The 20,272-nt window shown below is 73.3% G+C and carries 20 protein-coding genes; 11 read left to right on the top strand and 9 right to left on the bottom strand.

Annotated features, from left to right (window positions below; translation table 11 throughout):
- Nucleotides 1–97: 97 nt before the first annotated feature.
- Together dop and arc are read right to left on the bottom strand one after the other, a co-directional pair.
- Nucleotides 98–1,615: a depupylase/deamidase Dop gene (dop, locus tag EV384_RS18805; protein WP_130335129.1), complete on the bottom strand. Its 1,518-nt coding sequence runs from the start codon at nt 1,613–1,615 to the stop codon at nt 98–100.
- A gap of 171 nt (nt 1,616–1,786) precedes the next feature.
- Nucleotides 1,787–3,568 carry a proteasome ATPase gene (arc, locus tag EV384_RS18800; protein ID WP_130335127.1) on the bottom strand — a complete coding sequence of 594 codons (1,782 nt, stop codon included), beginning with the start codon at nt 3,566–3,568 and terminating at the stop codon, nt 1,787–1,789.
- 177 nt (nt 3,569–3,745) lie between these two features.
- On the opposite strand from arc, the gene EV384_RS18795 reads away from it, so the two are divergent.
- Nucleotides 3,746–4,042 (top strand): ferredoxin, encoded by a 297-nt coding sequence (locus EV384_RS18795; RefSeq protein WP_130335125.1) that lies wholly within the window; start codon nt 3,746–3,748, stop codon nt 4,040–4,042.
- A gap of 73 nt (nt 4,043–4,115) precedes the next feature.
- On the opposite strand, the gene EV384_RS18790 is transcribed toward EV384_RS18795, so the two are convergent.
- From EV384_RS18790 to EV384_RS18780, 3 genes are all read right to left on the bottom strand, one after another.
- Entirely contained in the window at nt 4,116–4,688 is a 573-nt protein-coding gene (locus EV384_RS18790) for a hypothetical protein (protein WP_130335123.1), read from the bottom strand.
- 200 nt (nt 4,689–4,888) lie between these two features.
- Nucleotides 4,889–5,893, bottom strand: coding sequence for a tRNA (adenine-N1)-methyltransferase (locus tag EV384_RS18785; RefSeq protein ID WP_130335121.1), 1,005 nt, complete (start codon nt 5,891–5,893; stop codon nt 4,889–4,891).
- Nucleotides 5,890–7,044: a site-2 protease family protein gene (locus EV384_RS18780; protein ID WP_423202906.1), complete on the bottom strand. Its 1,155-nt coding sequence runs from the start codon at nt 7,042–7,044 to the stop codon at nt 5,890–5,892. The genes EV384_RS18785 and EV384_RS18780 overlap by 4 nt, the downstream gene beginning before the upstream one ends.
- Before the next feature lie 81 nt (nt 7,045–7,125).
- On the opposite strand from EV384_RS18780, the gene EV384_RS18775 reads away from it, so the two are divergent.
- The 5 genes from EV384_RS18775 to EV384_RS18755 all read left to right on the top strand — a co-directional run bounded on the left by EV384_RS18775 (nt 7,126) and on the right by EV384_RS18755 (nt 13,738).
- Nucleotides 7,126–8,040 (top strand): RecB family exonuclease, encoded by a 915-nt coding sequence (locus EV384_RS18775; protein ID WP_130335119.1) that lies wholly within the window; start codon nt 7,126–7,128, stop codon nt 8,038–8,040.
- Nucleotides 8,041–8,116: 76 nt separating this feature from the next.
- Nucleotides 8,117–9,310, top strand: coding sequence for a sensor histidine kinase (locus EV384_RS18770; RefSeq protein ID WP_130335117.1), 1,194 nt, complete (start codon nt 8,117–8,119; stop codon nt 9,308–9,310).
- Between the two features lie 91 nt (nt 9,311–9,401).
- On the top strand, nt 9,402–10,088 hold the full coding sequence (locus EV384_RS18765) for a response regulator (protein ID WP_130335115.1): 687 nt from the start codon (nt 9,402–9,404) through the stop codon (nt 10,086–10,088).
- Nucleotides 10,089–10,415: 327 nt separating this feature from the next.
- A complete protein-coding gene (locus EV384_RS18760; RefSeq protein WP_130335113.1) occupies nt 10,416–11,183 on the top strand; it encodes an ABC transporter ATP-binding protein in 768 nt (255 codons plus the stop codon).
- Nucleotides 11,183–13,738 (top strand): ABC transporter permease, encoded by a 2,556-nt coding sequence (locus tag EV384_RS18755; protein WP_130335111.1) that lies wholly within the window; start codon nt 11,183–11,185, stop codon nt 13,736–13,738. Before EV384_RS18760 ends, EV384_RS18755 begins: the two co-directional genes overlap by 1 nt.
- A 55-nt stretch (nt 13,739–13,793) precedes the next feature.
- Here the strand turns inward: EV384_RS18755 and EV384_RS18750 are convergent, their stop codons facing one another.
- From EV384_RS18750 to EV384_RS18735, 4 genes are all read right to left on the bottom strand, one after another.
- Nucleotides 13,794–14,441, bottom strand: coding sequence for an HAD family hydrolase (locus EV384_RS18750; RefSeq protein ID WP_130335109.1), 648 nt, complete (start codon nt 14,439–14,441; stop codon nt 13,794–13,796).
- A gap of 127 nt (nt 14,442–14,568) precedes the next feature.
- A complete protein-coding gene (locus EV384_RS18745) occupies nt 14,569–15,318 on the bottom strand; it encodes a neutral zinc metallopeptidase (protein ID WP_130335107.1) in 750 nt (249 codons plus the stop codon).
- Between the two features lie 97 nt (nt 15,319–15,415).
- Nucleotides 15,416–15,946, bottom strand: coding sequence for a hypothetical protein (locus EV384_RS18740; protein ID WP_130335105.1), 531 nt, complete (start codon nt 15,944–15,946; stop codon nt 15,416–15,418).
- A 315-nt stretch (nt 15,947–16,261) separates the two neighbouring features.
- Nucleotides 16,262–16,471: a hypothetical protein gene (locus EV384_RS18735; protein ID WP_130335103.1), complete on the bottom strand. Its 210-nt coding sequence runs from the start codon at nt 16,469–16,471 to the stop codon at nt 16,262–16,264.
- A gap of 53 nt (nt 16,472–16,524) precedes the next feature.
- Here EV384_RS18735 and EV384_RS18730 point away from each other — a divergent pair, with 53 nt between their 5' ends.
- From EV384_RS18730 to EV384_RS18710, 5 genes are all read left to right on the top strand, one after another.
- Nucleotides 16,525–17,340 (top strand): class I SAM-dependent methyltransferase, encoded by an 816-nt coding sequence (locus tag EV384_RS18730; protein WP_207232364.1) that lies wholly within the window; start codon nt 16,525–16,527, stop codon nt 17,338–17,340.
- Between the two features lie 115 nt (nt 17,341–17,455).
- Nucleotides 17,456–17,848: a YciI family protein gene (locus EV384_RS18725; RefSeq protein WP_242624497.1), complete on the top strand. Its 393-nt coding sequence runs from the start codon at nt 17,456–17,458 to the stop codon at nt 17,846–17,848.
- A gap of 9 nt (nt 17,849–17,857) precedes the next feature.
- Nucleotides 17,858–19,090, top strand: coding sequence for an RNA polymerase sigma factor (locus tag EV384_RS18720; RefSeq protein WP_130335099.1), 1,233 nt, complete (start codon nt 17,858–17,860; stop codon nt 19,088–19,090).
- 569 nt (nt 19,091–19,659) lie between these two features.
- Nucleotides 19,660–19,932 carry a hypothetical protein gene (locus tag EV384_RS18715; protein WP_130335097.1) on the top strand — a complete coding sequence of 91 codons (273 nt, stop codon included), beginning with the start codon at nt 19,660–19,662 and terminating at the stop codon, nt 19,930–19,932.
- Between the two features lie 68 nt (nt 19,933–20,000).
- Complete coding sequence (locus EV384_RS18710; protein ID WP_130335095.1) at nt 20,001–20,228, top strand: hypothetical protein; 228 nt, start codon at nt 20,001–20,003, stop codon at nt 20,226–20,228.
- Nucleotides 20,229–20,272: the final 44 nt, after the last annotated feature.

Below are 20,272 nucleotides of genomic sequence, written 5' to 3'. Positions count from 1 at the left end.
CTCCACGATCGCCTGCGACGAACTTACCTCGCGGGAGCGACGAAAAGCCCGCCGCGCGCCGTCTTCCGGCGTACGACGGGCCTGCGTCCGGCGGCGGTCAGCCCCCGGTCAGGGTCTCCAGCAGATCCTTGGCACTGGCGCACCGGTCGAAGAGCGCGCCGACGTGCTTGCGGGTGCCCCGCTCCGGCTCCATCATCGGCACCCGGACCAGCGACTCCCGGCCCACGTCGAAGATCACCGAGTCCCAGCTCGCCGCGACCACCTCGGAGGCATACTGGGCCAGGCAGCGGCCACGGAAGTAGGCCCGGGTGTCCTCCGGGGGCTGGGTCATCGCGGTCCGGGTCTGCTCGTCGGTCAGCAGCGTCTTCATCGACCCCCGCGACACCAGCCGGTGGTAGAGCCCCTTCTCCGGCCGGACGTCGGAGTACTGCAGGTCGACCAGCTGGAGCTTGTGCGAGCCCCAGGCGAGCTTCTCCCGCTCCCGGTACCCCTCGAGCAGCCGCAGCTTGGCCACCCAGTCCAGCTCGTCGGCGCAGAGGAACGCATCCCGGCCGAGCCGGTCCAGCACGCTCTCCCAGCGGTTCAGCACATCGGCGGTCTGCTCGTCGACGTCGCTGCCGTACCGGTCGTCCACGAAGGACCGGACCCGCTCCAGGTACGCCCACTGCACGTCCAGGGCGGTCAGCTTGCGCCCGTCGCGCAGTCGCATCAGGTGCTTCAGCCCGGGGTCGTGGCTGACCGCGCGCAGCTCGCTGACCGGGTCGGCGATGCCCAGGTCCGGGCCGAGGGCCTTCTCCTCGATCATGCTGAGGATGAGCGCCGTGGTGCCGACCTTGAGGTAGGTGGAGATCTCCGACAGGTTGGCGTCGCCGATGATGACGTGCAGCCGGCGGTACTTGTCGGCGTCCGCGTGCGGCTCGTCGCGGGTGTTGATGATCGGCCGCTTGAGGGTGGTCTCCAGCCCGACCTCGACCTCGAAGAAGTCGGCGCGCTGGGAGATCTGGAAGCCGTTCTGGCCGCCGTCCTGGCCGATGCCGACCCGGCCGGCGCCGCAGACGATCTGCCGGGTGACGAAGAACGGCGTCAGGTACGCCACGATGTCGGCGAACGGGGTCTGCCGCCGCATCAGGTAGTTCTCGTGGGAGCCGTAGCTGGCGCCCTTGTTGTCGGTGTTGTTCTTGTAGAGGTGGATCGGCTGGGTGCCCGGGATGGTGGCGGCCCGCCGCGCCGCCTCGGCCATCACCCGCTCCCCCGCCTTGTCCCAGCGCACCACGTCAAGGGGGTTGGTCACCTCGGGGGTGGAGTACTCCGGGTGCGCGTGGTCGACATACAGCCGGGCGCCGTTGGTGAGTATGACGTTGGCCAGCCCGAGGTCCTCGTCGGCGAGCGCCTCGGCCGGGTCGTAGGCCGCGCCGGAGTAGGTGAAGCCGCGGGCGTCGCGCAGCGGCGACTCCTCCTCGTAGTCCCAGCGGGCCCGACCACCGCGGTTGAGTTCCGGGCGCGCCCCGTAGGCGTTCACCACCTGTGAGGAGGTGACCATCGGGTTGGCCCCGGCCTGGCCGGGCACGGAGATGCCGTACTCGACCTCGGTGCCCATGATCCGTCTTACGCTCATCGACTGCCCGCTCCCGCTCGCCCGTCCCGGTCCCCCCGTCAGGTCGAGCGTAGTCGCCGGCACGCGGGAAGGGGGCTCGGCGCGGTGCGGGCGTACGGTGTGGCGGGCCGGCGACGGACGCGCGGAGGCCCGCGGCGCGACGCGCCACGGGCCTCCGTCTGCTGGTCGGGCCTACAGGTACTGGCCGGTGTTGCTGGCGGTCTCTATCGACCGGCCGGCCTCCGCGCCCTTGCCGCCGGAGACGAGCGTGCGGATGTAGACGATCCGCTCGCCCTTCTTGCCGGAGATGCGGGCCCAGTCGTCGGGGTTGGTGGTGTTGGGCAGGTCCTCGTTCTCCCGGAACTCGTCGACGCAGGCGTCGAGCAGGTGCTGCAGCCGCAGCCCCTTGCGCCCGGAGGTGAGGAACTCCTTGATGGCCATCTTCTTGCCCCGGTCGACGATGTTCTGAATCATCGCGCCGGAGTTGAAGTCCTTGAAGTAGAGGACTTCCTTGTCGCCGTTGGCGTAGGTGACCTCGAGGAAGCGGTTCTCCTCGGTCTCCGAGTACATCCGCAGCACGACCGCGTCGATCATCGCCGCCACGGTGGCCTGCGGGTCGCCGCCGTGCTCGGCCAGGTCGTCCGGGTGCAGGGGCAGCCCGGAGAGGATGTACTTGGAGAAGATGTCCTTGGCCGCCTCGGCGTCCGGCCGCTCGATCTTGATCTTCACGTCGAGCCGGCCCGGGCGCAGGATCGCCGGGTCGATCATGTCTTCCCGGTTGGAGGCGCCGATGACGATGACGTTCTCCAGGCCCTCCACGCCGTCGATCTCGCTGAGCAGCTGCGGGACGATGGTGTTCTCCACGTCCGAGGAGACGCCGGACCCGCGGGTGCGGAAGACCGAGTCCATCTCGTCGAAGAACACGATCACCGGGGTGCCCTCGCCGGCCTTCTCCCGGGCCCGCTGGAAGATCAGCCGGATGTGCCGCTCGGTCTCGCCGACGTACTTGTTGAGCAGCTCGGGACCCTTGATATTGAGGAAGAAGCTGGTGTGCTTCTCCTCACCACGCCGCTCGGCGATCTTCTTGGCCAGCGAGTTGGCCACCGCCTTGGCGATCAGCGTCTTGCCGCAGCCGGGCGGGCCGTAGAGCAGGATGCCCTTCGGCGGCCGGAGCTGGTGCTCACGGAACAGGTCGGCGTGCAGGAAGGGCAGCTCCACCGCGTCGCGGATCTGCTCGATCTGCGACTGGAGGCCGCCGATGTCGGTGTAGCCGACGTCGGGCACCTCCTCCAGGACCAGCTCCTCGACCTCGCTCTTCGGGATCCGCTCGTACGCGTACGCCGAGCGGGGCTCGATCATGAGCGAGTCGCCGGCCCGGATCGGCGAGCCGATCAGGGTCTCGGCGAGGTGCACGATCCGCTCCTCGTCGGAGTGCGAGACCACCAGCGCCCGGTCGCCCGGGGCGCCGCCGGGACCCGCGAGGATCTCCTTGAGCATCACGACCTCGCCGACCCGCTCGTAGCCGAACGCGTCGACGATGTTGAGCGCGTCGTTGAGCAGGACCTCCTGGCCGCGCCGGAGCTCGTCGACCTCCAGCGAGGGCGAGACGGCGACCCGGAGCTTGCGCCCGCCGGTGAACACGTCCACCGTGCCGTCGTCGTGCTTCGCCAGGAAGACGCCGTAGCCACTGGGTGGCTGCGCGAGGCGGTCGATCTCCTCCTTGAGCGTCACGATCTGCGCGCGAGCCTCCTTGAGGGTGCTCACGAGCCGGTCGTTGTTCTCGGTCAGCCGCGCCAACTGTGCCTGGGTGGCCGCCAGCCGCTCTTCGAGCTGCCGGACGTGTCGGGGGCTTTCGGTCAACTTGCGCCGCACCAGAGCGAGTTCCTCTTGAAGGAACGCGACCTGCGTGGAGAGATCGTGGGCCTCCTTCTCCCACCGTGCGGCGCGCGAGTCCGCGTCGTCGCTGCGTGCCACGTCCCACCTCCCCGGGGGGCTTGAACGTTCTGACCTAACACTAGCCGCTATGAGCTCGATTCGGTCCCGCGCAACGCGCTCGTCACCGAAGCTTGATCGCCAAGGGCTGGTCGACGGGCGGGTACTGGCGTTCGGGTACCGTCGGACCGTGGGACGGGAGAACATGGGGGGTGCACGATGACGCAGGTCGCGACGGACCAGCTTCAGGTCTGGGTGGACCAGGACCTCTGCACGGGCGACGGGCTCTGCGTGCAGTACGCGCCGGAGGTCTTCGAGTTCGACGTCGACGGCCTGGCGTACGTCAAGGGCGCCGACGGTGAGCTGCGGCTGGCCCCGGGCAGCCGGGTGGGCGTGCCCGAGCACCTGCGCCTCGAGGTGATCGACTCGGCGAAGGAGTGCCCGGGCGAGTGCATCCACGTGGTGCGCGGCAGCGACGGCGTCGAGGTGGCCGGCCCGGACGCCGAGGAGGACTGAGCCGCCCGCCTGCCGGCCCGGTGGCCGGCGGGCGCCGGAGCCTGGCGGACCAGGGTGAGTCAGCCGGCGGGGCTCAGAGCACCGGGCGGCCGACCACCGAGGCGACCAGCCGGGCGAACTCCTCCAGCCGGGCGATCTGTCCCGCGCCGCCGTCGTCGAGGGTCTTGCCGAAGCGCAGCGCGTCGTGCCGCGGCCCGGCGACCATCTCGTCCCCGGCCGGCGCCTCGTCCAGCGAGGTCAGCAGCAGGTAGACGTCGATGCTGTCGACCCGGATCTCGCCGGTGTCGGCCCGGGTCAGCCGCCGCCGGCAGCCGACCTCGGTCACCGTGGAGACCGGCACCACCCGCAGCGACGAGGTCATCGAACCGGGCGGCCCCTCCCCCGGCGGGACGTCCTCGCCGTGCCAGAGCACGAGGCGGCTGCCGTCGCAGACGACGACCTCCTGCCACACCCCGTTGACCTCGTTCACGAAGCGTTCCAGGGTGAAGCCGAGCACGGAGGCGCCGCGCAGCACCCCGCCGAGCGCCTCCAGGGCCACGTCCGGGTCCCGCAGGTAGGCCCGCGCCGCCGACTCCAGGTCGGTGTACGGCGACCAGTCGGGGAAGACCGCGGGCAGGTCGCCGTTGCCGAAGCCGGGGCTGCTCATGCCGCCGCCCCCGCCCGCCGGGCGTCCGGCCGGACCCGCCGGCCGTCACCGTCGCCGAGGCCCGCGCGGGGCCGGATCCCGTCGCGTGCCCCGATCCGCTCGCTCATGCCACCGTCTCCGCCCGTTCGGTGTCGTCCCGGCGCCGGTCCGCGCCGGGACACATGATCGCCTGCCTCATGCCGGGTCGACCAGCCAGCCCGTCACGGCTGGTCCAGCTCCTCCGCCGGTACGGCCGCCGCACCCTCGCCGACCTGGTCGGCCGCCGCCTGCCGGGCCGCCTCGGCCTCGCGCAGCGCCTGCCGGCGCTGGACGTACGCCTCGGTGCCCTTGCTCGGCTTGCGGCGGCGCGGCGGCGCGGTGACCCCCGGGGCGAGCTTGCGCGCGGAGACCAGGAACGCGGTGTGCGCGATCATCCGGTGGTCCGGGCGGACGGCCAGGCCCTCGGCGTGCCAGTCGCGGACCAGCGACTCCCAGGCGCGCGGCTCGGTCCAGCCGCCGCGCTCGCGCAGCGCCTCGACCAGCTCGGAGAGCTGCGGGGTGGTGGCCACGTAGCCGATGAAGACGCCGCCGGGCACCAGCGCCCGCTCGACCATGTCGAGGGTCTCCCACGGGGTGAGCATGTCCAGGATGATCCGGTCGAAGCCGGTCTCCTGGCACTGCGCGACGTCGCCGACGTGCAGCCGCCAGGCGGGGTGCGGCCCGTTGAAGAACGCCTCGACGTTGCGCCGGGCGATCTGGGCGAAGTCGTCGCGCACCTCGAAGGAGTGCAGCTCGCCCTCGGTGCCGACGGCCCGCAGCAGTGAGCAGGAGAGCGCGCCGGAGCCGGCGCCGGCCTCGAGGACCTTCGCGCCGGGGAAGATGTCGCCCATCGCGACGATCTGCGCGGAGTCCTTCGGGTAGATCACCTGGGCGCCGCGCGGCATGGAGAGCACGTAGTCCGACAGCAGCGGGCGCAGGGCCAGGAAGGCGGTGCCGCCGCCGGTGGTGGTCACCACGCTGCCGTCGGGCAGGCCGATCAGGGTGTCGTGGCGGAGGATGCCGCGGTGGGTGTGGAACTCCTTGCCGGGCTCCAGCGTCACGGTGTGCATCCGCCCCTTCGGGTCGGTCAGCTGCACCCGGTCGCCGGGGCGGAACGGCCCCCGGTGCACGGGTGGCAGCGCCGGGACGGCGGGGTCGGCCGGGACGGTGGAGGGCTGTGCGGTCACGTGTTCATCTTCCGTTTGGGTTCCAGGAGCTGCGCCAGATCCGCGATGTGCAGAACGCCGACGACATCTTCGCCTGCCGTCACGACGTACTGTGCGCCCGGGTGGGTCTGCACGGTCTGCATCACCCGTTCGCCGTCCGTGCCGACCGGCAGCGTCGGGACCGTGTCCAGGCCGCGGGAGACCGCGTCCACCGCGAGCCACGGCCGGCGGTCCGGGGGTACGGCGTCGGCGCGGGCCGGGTCGACCAGGGCGACCGGCCGGCCGGCGGAGTCGACGACGGTGAGCGCGGCACGGGGGTCCGGGCCCTCCGCGCGGCGGCGCTGCGCCTCGGCCAGCGGGGTGCCGCTGGGCACCGGCAGCACCGGTCGGGCCAGCCGGGCGAGGTCGATCAGCGGGAGGCGGCGGCTGATCCGGGCCAGCCGGATCGACTGCCCGGCGCCCCGCCACAGGGTGAACGCCACCAGCAGCAGCAGCGGTAGCAGCAGCGGCGGCAGCGCCCGGCGCAGGGTGAGCGCGACGACCAGGGCCAGGGTGCCGAGGGCGACCGCGCGGCCCACCCAGCCGGCCACCTCGGTGCCCCGGTGCCGGTCCCGGGTGAGCGCCCAGACGGCCGCGCGCAGCGCGCGGCCGCCGTCGAGCGGCAGCCCGGGCAGGCTGTTGAAGATCGCCACCACGACGTTGCTCGCCGCGAACTGGAAGGCGAGCTGGTCGGCCAGGGTGCCGTCGGGCAGGGCGAGGGTGGCCGCGACGCCGACGGCGCCGAGCAGCGCGGAGACCGCCGGGCCGGCGAGCGAGACCAGCAGGTCGACCCGGGGGCTCGGCGCGTCCCGGTCCATCTCGGTGTACCCGCCGAGCAGCTCCAGGGTGATCCCGCGCACACCGATGCCGTACCGGCGGGCAGTCAGCGCGTGCCCCAGCTCGTGCAGCAGCACGGAGCCGAGCAGGGAGACGACGAAGCCGACGCCGACCAGGTAGCCGGCCACCGGGCCGAGGTCGAGCTGGCGGCGCGCGAGCACCGCGTACGCGACGGTCACCACCAGGGTGAGCAGGAGCATCGAGGCGTCCAGGTGCAGGGGCACCCCGAACACCCGGCCCACGGTCAGGCCGAGACGACGCCCGCGCCGGCGTGGTGGTCGGGACGGCTGCTGCACCGCACCGATGCTACGCGGCACGGATCATGTGCCGGTGCGGCGACGGCGGCCCTGTCACACCGGTGCCCTAACCTTCCGGACATGACGGCGGAACCGGTGATCGACGCACAGGACACCCTCGCCACGGCGGTGGTGCCACCCACGGTACGGGCGTCGCTGTCGCCGTCGCGCGCGGCGGACTTCAAGACCTGCCCCCTGCTCTACCGGTTCCGCAGCATCGACCGGCTGCCCGAGCGTCCCACCGTGGAGCAGGCCCGGGGCACGCTGGTGCACGCCGTGCTGGAGCGGCTGTTCGACCTGCCGGCGGCGGCCCGCACGCCGGAGTCCGCGGGCGACCTGGTGGCCCCGCAGTGGGACCGGCTGGTCACCGAGGAGCCGGAGCTGGCGGGCCTGTTCGCCGAGGGCGACGCCGCCGGGGTCGCCGAGTTCCTCCGCTCGGCCGCCACCCTGCTGGAGGGCTACTTCGCGGTGGAGGATCCGCGCCGGTTGGAGCCGGCCGAGCGGGAGGCGTTGATCTCCGCGGTGGTCGACGACGAGCTGCTGATCCGGGGCTACCTGGACCGGCTCGACGTCGCGCCGGACGGGGCGCTGCGGGTGGTCGACTACAAGACCGGCGGGGCGCCGCGGGAGGCGTTCGAGGCGCGGGCGCTGTTCCAGCTCAAGTTCTACGCCCTGGTGCTGTGGCGGACCCGGGGGGTGGTGCCGCGGGTGCTGCGGCTGCTCTACCTCAAGGACGCCGAGATCTGCGACTACACCCCGGACGCCGAGGAGCTGCTGCGCTTCGAGCGCACGGTGGTGGCGCTCTGGCAGGCCATCGAGCAGGCCACCGCGCGGCAGGATTTCCGACCCCGACCCAGCCGGCTCTGTGACTGGTGCAGCCACCAGGCGCACTGCCCGAGCTTCGGTGGCACCCCGCCGCCGTTCCCGACCCTCGCCACCACGGACCCGCTGCGCGACGCCCGCTCCGGGCCGGTAACCCCGGGCGCCGACGAGTGAACCTCCTCCCCAGGGAGGAGGGCGGGTTCGGCATCGGCGACGAGGGGTCCCGCCGGGCGGCGGTTAGCGTTCCGGTGTGACAGATCGGCTGAGGGCGTGGGCACGGCACCGACCGCTGGCTGTCGACGGCTGCTTCGCGGTCGCCCTGGTGCTGGTGGATCTGGTCTTCCTCCTGCTCACCCCGCGGGAGCTGCGCCCCGGGCAACTGTCGGCCGAGCTGGGCTGGAGCGTGCTCTGCGCCGCGCCGGTGGCGCTGCGCCGGGTCGCCCCGTGGCCGGCGGTCGGCGCGGCGGTGGCCACGCTGGGGGTGCCGGCGCTGCTCGGGCACGCCCCGACCACGCAGGGCGTGACCTTCGTCGTGCTCACGTACACGATGGCGGCGCACCGGCCGCTGCGGGCGGCCACGCTGGCCGCGGTGCTGCTGTGGGTGCCGGTGGCGCTGGTTGTCACGGTCGCGCCGCTGGACGGCGTGCTCGACGTGGGCCCCGCCTACCTGCTGCTCAACAACCTGCTCACCGCCTCGGTGGCGTACGCGGTGGGCCGGGCCGTGCAGGCCCGGCGGCAGTCGACGCAGGCGCTGCGCGAGCGGGCCCGGGTCGCCGAGGCGAACCAGCGCTCCCTGGCCGAGCGGGCGGTCGCCGACGAGCGTCGCCGGATCGCCCGTGAGCTGCACGACGTGGTCGCCCACCACGTCAGCGTGATGGGGGTGCTGGCCACCGGCGCCCGCCGGGTGCTGCGCCGGGACCCGGACACGGCGGACGAGGCGATCGCCACCATCGAGGAGACCAGCCGGGCCACCCTGCGGGAGATGCGCCGGCTGCTGGACGTGCTGCGCACCGACGCCGAGCCGGCCGCCGACCTCGCCCCGCAGCCCGGGCTGGCCGGCATCGAGGCGCTGGTCGAGCAGGTCCGGGAGGCGGGCCTGCCGGTGACCGTGCGGGTGGACGGCAGGCCCGGCCCGATGGAGGAGGGGGTGGCGCTGACCGTCTACCGGATCGTGCAGGAGGCGCTGACCAACGCGCTCAAGCACGCCGGCGCGGCGACCGCGCTGGTCCGGCTCACCTTCGCCGACGGTTCGCTGGCGGTGGAGGTCACCGACACCGGCCGCGGCCCGGGTCCGGCACCCGACCGGATCGGGCACGGACTGGTCGGCATGCGCGAGCGGGTCGCCCTCTACGGTGGGGTCCTGCGGACCGGTCCGCGGCCGGGCGGCGGCTTCCGGGTGTACGCGAGGATCCCGCTGGAGCCGGTCGGGGTGGTCCCCGCGTGACCGGCCGACGAAGTCGGGGGCCACGCCGGCCCGGGACGCGGAACCGGCCCGACGGGCCGGGGCGGCACGAGGAGCACGACGGGGAGATCCGATGACCGACCGCACGACGCCGGCACGGCCGGTGCGGATCCTGCTCGCCGACGACCAGCCGCTGCTGCGGACCGGATTCCGGATGGTGCTCGGCACCGAGGACGACCTGGACATCGTGGCCGAGGCCGGGGACGGCCTGGAGGCGGTGGAGCTGTCCCGGCGGCTGCTGCCGGACGTGGTGCTGATGGACATCCGGATGCCCCGGATGGACGGCGTCGCGGCGACCCGGGCCATCGTCGACGCCCGACTGCCGGTGCGGGTGCTGATCCTGACCACCTTCGACCTCGACGAGTACGTGGTCGGCGCGCTGCGGGCCGGGGCGAGCGGATTCCTGGCCAAGGACGTGCCGGCGGAGGACCTGGTCACCGCGATCCGCACGGTCGCCGCCGGGGAGGCGGTGGTGGCGCCGCGGATCCTCAAGCGGCTGCTGGACCGCTTCGCCGACGTGCTGCCCGACCCGGCGGCGAGCCCGCCGAAGGCGCTCAGCGCGCTGACCGAGCGGGAACGGGAGGTGCTGGTGCAGGTCGCCCGGGGCCTGTCCAACGCGGAGATCGCCCGGGCGCTGTCGGTCAGCGAGACCACCATCAAGACCCACGTCGGGCACGTGCTGACGAAGTTGGGGCTGCGCGACCGGGTGCAGGCGGTCGTGCTGGCGTACGAGACGGGGCTGGTGCGTCCCGGCGCGTGAGCGGCGGGCGGGCCGCCCGCCCACCGCGGAGTTGTCCTTGTCACCTACCGTGACCATCGGCGGCGCGGCGGGGTTGACCATGACGCGACGTCAGGTCCTAGCGTCGGCGTCGACGAGGACGTCCCGGCGGTGCGGGAATCCGGTCGACCACGGCCGGGTCAGGGGCAACCCTGAGTCGGCATCGGGGCCGACCCGCAGCAGGATCTCCGGCATCGGATACGTCCGGGGGTGGACGGATCCTCCAGCCGCCGGGCCGAGGATGGAAACTGCCGCACCGGCCAGCGGGGGCGGTGCGGAAACAGCAGGCAAACGGAAGAGGTAGATGACGTGACCGCGACGGTGGGTCCGCAGGTGCAGGCCGCGGCCCGGGCCAACGACGTGTGGAAGCTGTACGGCAGCGGCGAGGCGCAGGTCGCCGCGCTGCGGGGGGTGACCGCGGAGTTCGAGCGCGGCCGGTTCACCGCGATCATGGGCCCGTCCGGCTCCGGCAAGTCGACGCTGATGCACTGCCTGGCGGGCCTGGACTCGGTGACCCGGGGCACGGTGTCGATCGGCGAGACGACGGTGACCGGGCTCGGCGACTCCGGGCTGACCAAGCTGCGCCGGGACAAGGTCGGCTTCATCTTCCAGCAGTTCAACCTGCTGCCCACGCTCACCGCGCAGGAGAACATCCTGCTGCCGCTGTCGATCGCCGGCCGCAAGCCGGATCCGGCCTGGTACGACACGGTGATCGACACGGTCGGCCTGCGGGACCGGCTGAAGCACCGGCCGGCGCAGCTCTCCGGCGGCCAGCAGCAGCGGGTGGCCTGCGCGCGGGCTCTGGTCGCCCGCCCCGAGGTGATCTTCGCCGACGAGCCGACCGGCAACCTGGACTCCCGCTCCGGCGCCGAGGTGCTGAACTTCCTGCGCAACTCGGTCCGCGAGCACGGCCAGACCATCGTGATGGTCACCCACGACCCGACCGCCGCCGCATACGCCGATCGGGTGATCTTCCTCGCCGACGGGCAGATCGTCTCCGAGCTGGTCGAGCCGACCGCCGACACGGTGCTGGACACCATGAAGAAGCTGGACACCCCCGCCGAGGTGGCGCGCTGATGTTCCGCGCCACGTGGAAGAGCCTGCTGGCGCGCAAGGTGCGCCTCCTGCTGTCCGGCCTGGCCGTCGTGCTGGGCGTCATGTTCGTCTCCGGCGCGTTCGTGCTCACCGACACCCTGGGCCGGTCGTTCGACGCGGTCTTCGCCGACGGGTACTCGCACATCGACGTCATCGTCTCCGGCAAGCCGAAGGTCGAGCTCAGCGAGGCCGAGGGCGAGCAGGTGCCCACCCCGGTGCCGGCATCGGTGGTCGACCAGGTGAAGGCGAAGGTGCCGGGCGCGGCGGAGGTCACCGGCCTGGTCAACGCCGACGGCGCCCGGCTGATCGGCAGCAACGGCAAGGTGGTGACCTCGTTCGGGCCGCCGCAGCTGGGCGAGAACTGGGTCGGCGAGGACGACCTGCTCGAGCTCCGCGACGGCAGCCGGGAGCCGCGGGCCGACGACGAGATCGTCGTCAACCAGGCCCTCGCGGACGCGGCAAAGGTCAACGTCGGTGACCGCGTCGGCGTGCTGACCCTGGAGCCGAAGAAGGAGTTCACCATCGTCGGCGTCTTCGGCTACAGCGGTGGCCGGGACTCGATCGGCGGGGTGAACGAGGTCGTCTTCACCACCCCGGTGGCGCAGCGGCTGATGCTCGGCAAGCCGGACACCTTCACCAACGTCAGCGTGAAGGCCGCCGACGGCGTGTCGGCCGAGCGGCTGCGCGACGACGTGTCGGCCGCCCTGGGCGCCGGCTACGAGGTGAAGACCGGCGAGCAGGCCGCCGCCGACCAGGCGGCCAGCCTGAAGGAGGCGCTCTCCTTCTTCAACAAGGTCCTGCTCGGTTTCGCGGCGGTGGCGCTGCTGGTCGGCACGTTCCTGATCCTCAACACGTTCTCGATCATCGTCGCCCAGCGCACCCGGGAGCTGGCCCTGATGCGGGCGATCGGGGCGAGCGGGCGGCAGATCATCGGGTCGGTGGTGCTGGAGGCCATCGTGGTCGGCCTGATCGCCTCGGTGCTGGGGCTGGCCGCCGGCATCGGCGTCGGCGCGCTGCTGGCGTACCTGTTCGGGAAGCTGGCCGGCGGGCTGAGCCTGGCCGGGCTCGGCGTGCCGCCGGCGGCGGTGATCGGCGCCTTCGGCGTCGGCCTGGTGATCACCGTGGTGGCGGCGCTGCTGCCGGCGCTGCGGGCGTCCCGGATTCCGCCGATCGCCGCGATGCAGGACGTGGCCACGCCGGACCGCCCGCTGACCAAGGTCACCGTGGCCGGCGGGATCGTCACCGCGATCGGCGCCACGCTGCTCTTTCTCGGCCTGAACGGCCACGCCGGCGACAACACCCTGGCCACCATCCTCGGCGGCGTGCTCTTCGCCTTCATCGGGGTGGCGCTGCTGACCCCGCTGATCAGCCGGCCGGTGGTCGGCCTGCTCGGGGCGCTCTTCGCCTGGTCGGTGCCGGGCAAGCTGGGCCGGCTGAACTCCGGCCGCAACCCGCGCCGCACGGCGATCACCGCCGCCGCGCTGATGGTCGGCATCGCCCTGGTGACCGGCGTGACGGTGATCCTCGACTCGGCCAAGGGCAGCATCAGCAAGGTGGCCGCGGACACCATCAAGGCCGAGCTGGTGATCTCCGGGGCGCAGAGCGGGCCGCGCCCGCCGAGCTTCGACCCGGGGGTGCTGGAGAAGGCGGCGGCGATCCCGGGCGTGCAGCTGGTCGACGGCGAGTACGGCGACATGGCCACGGTCAACGGCACCCGCACCTGGGTGGGGGCGTCGAGCAACGTCGCCGCGCTGCAGCGGATCTTCGGCGCGAAGGCCACCGCCGGCGACATCAGCCGGCTCGGCCCGGACCAGATGCTGTTCAGCTCGGACACCGCCAAGTCGCGCAACGTGTCGGTCGGCTCGCAGGTGACGGTGCAGCTGTCCCGGGGCGAGGCGCGGACGTACACGGTCAGCGGCATCTACCAGAGCTCGCAGCTGACCAACCCGGTGGTGCTGCCGCCGCAGGCGGCCACCGACTTCGCCATCCCGCAACCGATCCAGGGCTTCGTGCAGCTCGCGCCCGGCGCCCGGGTCGCCGACGTGCAGCCGCGGGTGGAGACCCTGCTCGCTGACAGCCCGGAGGTGTCGGTGGCGGACCGGGACGCGTTCATCAAGCAGCAGACCAGCCAGCTGGACACCCCGCTGCGGATGATCCAGATCCTGCTGGCGCTGGCCATCGTGATCGCGGTGCTCGGCATCATCAACACCCTGGCCCTGTCGGTGCTGGAGCGGACCCGGGAGCTGGGGCTGCTGCGGGCGATCGGGCTGCGTCGGGCGCAGACCATGCGCATGATCACCGTCGAGGCGGTGGTGATCTCGATCTTCGGGGCGCTGCTCGGCGTGGCGGTCGGCACCGGGCTGGGCGCCGCGGTGGTCCGGGCGCTCAAGGACGAGGGGATCACCGACCTGGTCCTGCCGTGGGGCCAGATGGGGGTCTTCCTCGCCCTGGCCGCGATCATCGGCGTGATCGCCGCGGTGCTGCCCGCGGTGCGGGCCGCGCGGATCAACGTGCTGGGCGCCATCGCCCACGAGTGACCCGCACGCGACGAAGGGGCCCCGCCGGTCGGCGGGGCCCCTTCGCGTGTCGCGGTCAGGCGGGCGGTTCGCCGAGCAGCGCCGCCAGCAGCTCCAGGTCCGCCCCGGTCAGGCTCTCCAGCTGGTGTACGCCGTCGGTCGGCGGCAGCGGCACCTCCGCCGGTACGGCCAGCACGGCCGCCCCGGCCGCGAGGGCGCTGGCCACCCCGGTCGGCGAGTCCTCGATCGCCACGCAGCGCCCGATCGGCACGTCGAGCAGCCGGGCGGCGGTCAGGTACGGCTCCGGGTGCGGCTTGGCCGCGTCCACCTCGTCGCCGCAGACCACCGCGTCGAAGCTGTCCCGCCCCAGCGTGTCGAGGGCGACCTCGACCAGCGGTCGGCCGCTGGAGGTCACCAGGGCGGTGGGGATGCCCGCCGCGCGGACCGCCCGCAGCAGCGCCAGCGCGCCCGGTCGCCAGCGCAGGCCGGTGCGGAACAGGTCCAGGATGCGGGCGTTGATCCAGGCGGCGCTGGCCTCCGGGTCGCGCTCCGGCTGGCCGAGGTCGTCGTGCAGGATCCGCATGGAGTCGGCCATGCTGGTGCCGATGATCGCCTTGCGGGCCGCGTCGGACATGCTGCCCCCGTACACCGCCGCGAGCTCCTGCAACGCGACGTCCCACAGCTTCTCGCTGTCGACCAGGGTGCCGTCCATGTCGAAGAGCACGGCGGCGGGATGCTTGCTGCTCAGCGGAGCCTCCTGAACGGGTGCGGACCTACCGGCCGATCCTCTCAGCCGGGCCGCACCCGCCGCGCGCCGTACCGGCCCGGCGTGACCTGCGGCATCATCGCGGTCAGCTCAGGCCGCAGGCGCCCAGGGACTTCTCGTAGCCGCGGAAGAACGAGTCGGTGCGCTGCTCGGCGGTGCCGTGCGAGCCCTCGGCGAACCACGGCTGGTCCGGGTCGTCGCCGACCGCGAGCAGCCCCTCCCGGAACTCGTCCAGGTCGCCCTGGTCGAGGGTGAGCACCCGGGACCGGACGCTGTCGCCGATGTACGCCCCGGCCATGCAGTCGGCCTGCAACTCCTGCTGGATGGTGAAGTTGTAGCGGATGCCGAGGCGCACCTGCACGCCGTGGGCGTACTCGTGGCCGAGCAGGTAGAACAGGAACGCGTCGCCGACCTGCCGGAACGCCGCCACCGACCAGTTCACGTCGTAGGCGATGAAGTCCCCCGCCGAGCAGTAGACGGCGTTGTTGCGGGGCAGCCCCTCCCCGCCGCAGGACACCTCCCCCGCCCGGGTGTACGGCACCACCCGCCGGATCGGCTGGAACCGCTCGCCGGAGGCGCGGAACTGGTCGGTCCAGTAGCGCTGGGCGATGCCGACGGCGTCGTTGAAGTCCTTCTTGAACTCGGCGACGCTGGTGGTCCCGTCCTCCTGGGTGGTCGGCGCGCCCGGGGAGGCCGGCTGTCGGGACTGCTCCGGGCGGGGCTGCTGCGGCTCGCCCTCGCTCACCCCGCCGACCATGCAGCCGGCGGCCACCACCGCCGCCACGAGCAGACCGGGGAGCAGGCCCGGTCGCCGACGTCCAGCCCTGTCCCCCACGGTGTCCTCCCCGGCGCCTCGAAGCTCTGCCTGCGCAGTACCCCGACCGCTCGCGGATGATACCCACCCGTGATCACGCACCACCGCCGGTGATCGTTCACATGTCGGCAGTGGCGACCAGCAGCAGTGCCCGGTCCGGGTCCAGTTGGACCGTCGCCCGGCTGCTGTCGTCGTACTCGGGGCTGCGGAGCCACCGCACGCCGTCCGGCAGGTACGGCGCGAGGCCGGGCCACACCACCATCGGTGGCGGCTTGCCGAAGTCCGGCGTCGCCGCGGGCACCGGCTCCCAGCGGTACGCCTCGGCGAGCGCGCGGGCGTCCGCCGGAGCCAACCGCACCACGCCCTGGTACACCAGGTCGGTGGGCCCGGGCGCCCGAGAACAGGCGAGGCTCGGGAAGTCGACCTGCCAGTGGATTTCCGCGTAGTCCCCAATGCCCGACACGTCCTGCCCGGTCCACACCCGGTCGGTGCGGACCTCGGCCTCGTCCGCGGCCACCTGCGCCGCGCAGTCCCGCTGCTCCGCTTCACCCGCCCGCAGCATCCAGAGCCCGCCACCGCAGGACGCGAGCACACCGGCACCGGTCACACCGGCCAGGAGCACGAGCAGCCGTCGGGTCCGCCGGGTCATGCGGGCAGCGTAGTTCCCCCGCCACGGGTCAGCCGGTGAAGCCGTGGCCACCGCGGTTCCAGCCGTCGCTCTGCGCGTGCTGCCGCTCGGCCTCGCGACGGCGCCGCTCGGGCGGCCCGGACGACCTCCGGGTCGTCGTCGCAGCTCAGCCTCCGACGGTCACGCCAGCCGACGTACGGCCACCGCGACGAGCACGGCCACGACCGCGAGCACCACCAGACAAGGTCCGCATGCCCCAAACGGTAGGACGGTCACCCACTCCACGAGGGGCGACGGGCCGGGGACGGAAGGTTCCGTCGGTGGCGCGCGCCCGGGTCAGGATTGGCCGAACTGGTCGCGTTGCCGCACGTCGCCCTGCGTGCCGTGCCGCTCCGCCTCGTACCGCTGCTGCCGGGCGCGGGCGTCCCGGGCGGCAGCGGACTCCTCGCCGGAGGTATTGCGGGCCCGGTCACGCCAGGCCACGAAGCCGTACCCGGCCGCGAAGACCGCGGCCACCACCACGAGCACCACCAGAGTCGTCAGCATGCCCTGCACGGTAGGACCCGCGCACACGGCGAGGCGCGGCTACGCTGCCGTCCATGATCGTGACGGACTTCGACGCGCACGAACGGTCCCGCTGGGCGGGGCGGGCGGCGGCGTACGAGCGTAGTTTCGGCCGGCTCTGCGCGTACCCGGTGGAGGCGCTGCTGGACGCGGCGGGGGTGCGGGCCGGACGGCGGGTGATCGACGTCGGCACCGGACCGGGCACCGTCGCGGCGCGGGCGCTGCAGCGCGGCGCCGAGGTGGTGGCGGTCGACGCGGAACCGGACATGCTGGACGCGGCCCGGCGCAACGCTCCGGGCGCGGAGCTCCACGAAGCCGTCCTGCCCCACCTGCCATTCCCGGCCGGCGATTTCGACGCGGCGGTCGCCAACTTCGTGCTCAACCACGTAGCGGACCCGGCCGCCGCAGTGGCCGAGCTGCGCCGCCTGGTGCGACCCGGCGGACAGGTGGCGGTCACCATCTGGCCGACTCCGCAGCCACCGCTGCAACGGCTCTGGGGCGAGGCGGTCGCCGCCGCCGGCGTCCAAACGCCGGCGGACCTGCCCCGCCTGGCGCCGGAGCACGACTTCCCCCGTACCGAGGACGGCCTGACCGGCCTGTTGGCGGCGGCCGGCCTGACCGACGTGCGGTGCCTGACCATGTCCTGGGAGCACCGCGCCGACCCGGAGGCCTGGTGGGACGGCCCCGCGAACGGCATCGGGACCATCGGCCTGGCGCTGCAACGGCAGCCCACGGCGGTGCGCGAGCGGATCCGCCAGCAGTACGACCTGCTCAGCGCCCGCCACCGCGACACCGACGGGCAGCTCGCGCTGCCCACCGCCGCCCTGCTGGCCTGCGCTCGGGCGGCCTGATTCCCGCCTACGCTCGGATCCGGTGGCGGTGGATGTCCGGGACGGCTCCTCGGCCCCGACGTCTCAGTGCCGGCGCCCGACGGGGCGCCGGCCGAGAGGAGAGACCGTGAAGTACATGATCATGCTGTACGGGTCGCAGCAGGACTACGACGCGATGGCCGGCCGGCCCGGCGGGAAGCCGCCGATGTCGGCCGAGCAGGTCGCGGCCATGCACGCGCACATGGAGTCCGTCCACAAGGAGCTCGCCGAGTCCGGCGAACTCGTCGACGGCCGCGGCCTGACGGCTCCCGTGCACGCCCGGCGGGTGCAGTTGCGTCACGGAGCCCCGGTGGTGACCGACGGGCCGTATCCGGAGACCCAGGAGGTGCTGGCCGGGTTCACGGTCGTCGACTGTGCCAGTTTCGACCGGGCCACTCAGATCGCCGCCCGCTTCGTCAACCCGGACGCCGACGGCGAATACGTGGACGTGCGGCCGGTTGCCGAGGGCATCGAGGATCTCGACGGGTGAGTCGTCGTCGTGCCCGGTGACGCCGTCGAGGACCTGCTGCGCCGACTGGCGCCGCAGGTCCTCGGCGCCCTCGTGCGCCGGTATGGACACTTCGACACCGCCGAGGACGCCACCCAGGAGGCACTGCTCGCCGCCGCCACCCGCTGGCCGGTCGACGGCCGCCCCGACGACCCGAAGGCCTGGCTGATCACGGTCGCCTCCCGGAGGCTGACCGACCTGCTCCGCACCGAGCGGGCCCGCCGTCGCCGCGAGGACACCGTGGCCCGCCGGCTGCCGCCCGACCGGTGGCTCGCCCCGGCCGCGGACAGCGCGCCGCCCGACGCCGACGACACCCTGATCCTGCTCTTCCTCTGCTGCCACCCGTCGCTGCCGCCAGCGGGGCAGATCGCGCTCACCCTGCGCGCGGTCGGCGGCCTGAGCACGGCCGAGGTGGCCCGGGCGTTCCTGGTGCCGGAGGCGACCATGACCCGCCGGATCACCCGGGCCAAGCAGCGCATCCGGGGCAGCGGGCTGCCGTTCGCGCCGCCCGTCGGGGCGGACCGGGCCGCCCGCCTGGACGCCGTCCTGCACGTGCTGTACCTGATCTTCAACGAGGGATACGCCAGCACGTCGGGGCCGCAGCTGCACCGCGCCGACCTGTGCGGCGAGGCGATCCGGCTGGCCCGGATGCTGCACGAGCTGACCGACGACCCCGAGGCGGCCGGGCTGCTGGCGCTGATGCTGCTCACCGACGCCCGTACCCCCGCCCGGACCGGCCCGGGCGGCGAGCTGGTGCCGATGGCCGAACAGGACCGTGGGCGCTGGCGGGGTGAGCAGATCGCCGAGGGAGTCGCCCTGGTCAGCCGCGTGCTGCCGCACGGCGCGGTCGGCCCGTACCAGCTCCAGGCGGCCGTCGCCGCCCTGCATGACGAGGCGCCGAGCATGGACGCGACGGACTGGCCGCAGATCGTCGCCCTCTACGAGCTGCTGCTGGAGGTCGCCGACAACCCGGTGGTCCGGCTCAACCACGCCGTGGCGGTGGCCATGGCCCGCGGTCCCCACGCCGGGCTGGATCTGCTCGACGGGCTGGCCGCCGACCGGCGGATCGCCCAGGACGCGCGGCTGCCCGCGGCCCGGGCGCATCTGCTGGAGCTGGCCGGGGAGCCGGAGGCGGCGCGGCAGGCGTACCTGGCGGCGGCGGGGCGTTCGATGAATCTGCCGCAACAGCGCTATCTGCACTCGCGGGCCGCCCGGCTGCGCTGAACCACGGCCCCGGGCCGCCGCCGCCGGCGGCCGGCCTCCGGGCGGAACTCGGGCTTTCCCGCCACGGCGTGGTGGCGCCGCCGTAGCGTCGGATCCGTGCCTGGCTCGGCCTGAGCGGGGCAGGCCCGCCGGCGCCGGAGAGACCAGCCTCTCCGGCCGTACGATCTCGCGTGGACGCCGCCGGTGACGTAGGGCTTCTCCTCGTTCTCCACCATGTGCAGGCGCCACGCGCCACCCACCCTGAGGTCCACTGTGGTCGCCACCGTGGCTGCGTGAGGTATGGGCTACCTGGATGACGGTGGCTTGCCTGGGTGTACTGCCGGCCCTCCTCTACGCTCGGTTCCGCTCGCGGCGCTGAGCATCCAGTCAACCTCCGCACTGCCCTTTCGAGCGGCACACAGTTCAGGAATTGGTGGTGTCGCCGGGCGGGCAAGCATCCTGAACTGTCGCCGGCGCTGGTCATCGGCGTGAGGCCAGCGTGAGCCTTGACCGCCGTTGGCCCTCGCCCGACTGTGGGATCGGGCACGCATCGGGCACCAAGGCCGGCGATCGCTGGGACCGTCAGCCGGATGAACATCTGCTGGTGCGTCCAGGGGCCCATCTGCCGCGTCGACGGCATCCACCACTGCCGGCCGATTCCGGCCACCACTGAGGCTGCCACGGTGCCGATGCGGCTGTGGCTTGAGCAGACCTGGCGCCCGGCGGTCGGCGCGCCGATGCTCGTCCAAGAGGTGACCGAGTCCGGCGACGCGCGGTACCTGTACCTGCCGACGGAGCAGGGCCGGGTGCTCGCCTACCAGGTGCGCCGGCTGATCGACCTCTCGAAGGGCGGCCGGAGGTGACCCGGCCGGAGCGGTGGTGGCGGCCGTCGACCACCCGTCGCCCGTCGCAGCGTGCCAGGTCGCGCCGGATGCACTCCGACAAGGAGCTGGACACGACGTTCGACACCGGGTACGCCGACGGGCTGGAGCGTTGCCGGCAGCGCGACGAGCAGCTGCGCCGGCTGGCCGAGGCGTCCGAGGAAGGCCCGGACGCGGTCACCGCGCTGGCGCGTGAGGTGGGCGTCATGCCGGCGGACGAAGTTGACGGTGACCAGATGCTCGCCGACCTCGAGCGGTGGCTACGCGAGCAGGACTGACCGAGGCCGAAGGGGCGCCCGATGCTGACCCATCGGGCGCCCCT

Source organism: Micromonospora kangleipakensis (genome assembly GCF_004217615.1).
Classification (GTDB): domain Bacteria; phylum Actinomycetota; class Actinomycetes; order Mycobacteriales; family Micromonosporaceae; genus Micromonospora; species Micromonospora kangleipakensis.
The sequence above is the reverse complement of the archived record's forward strand: the minus strand, read 5'-3'. Positions and strand labels throughout refer to the sequence as shown.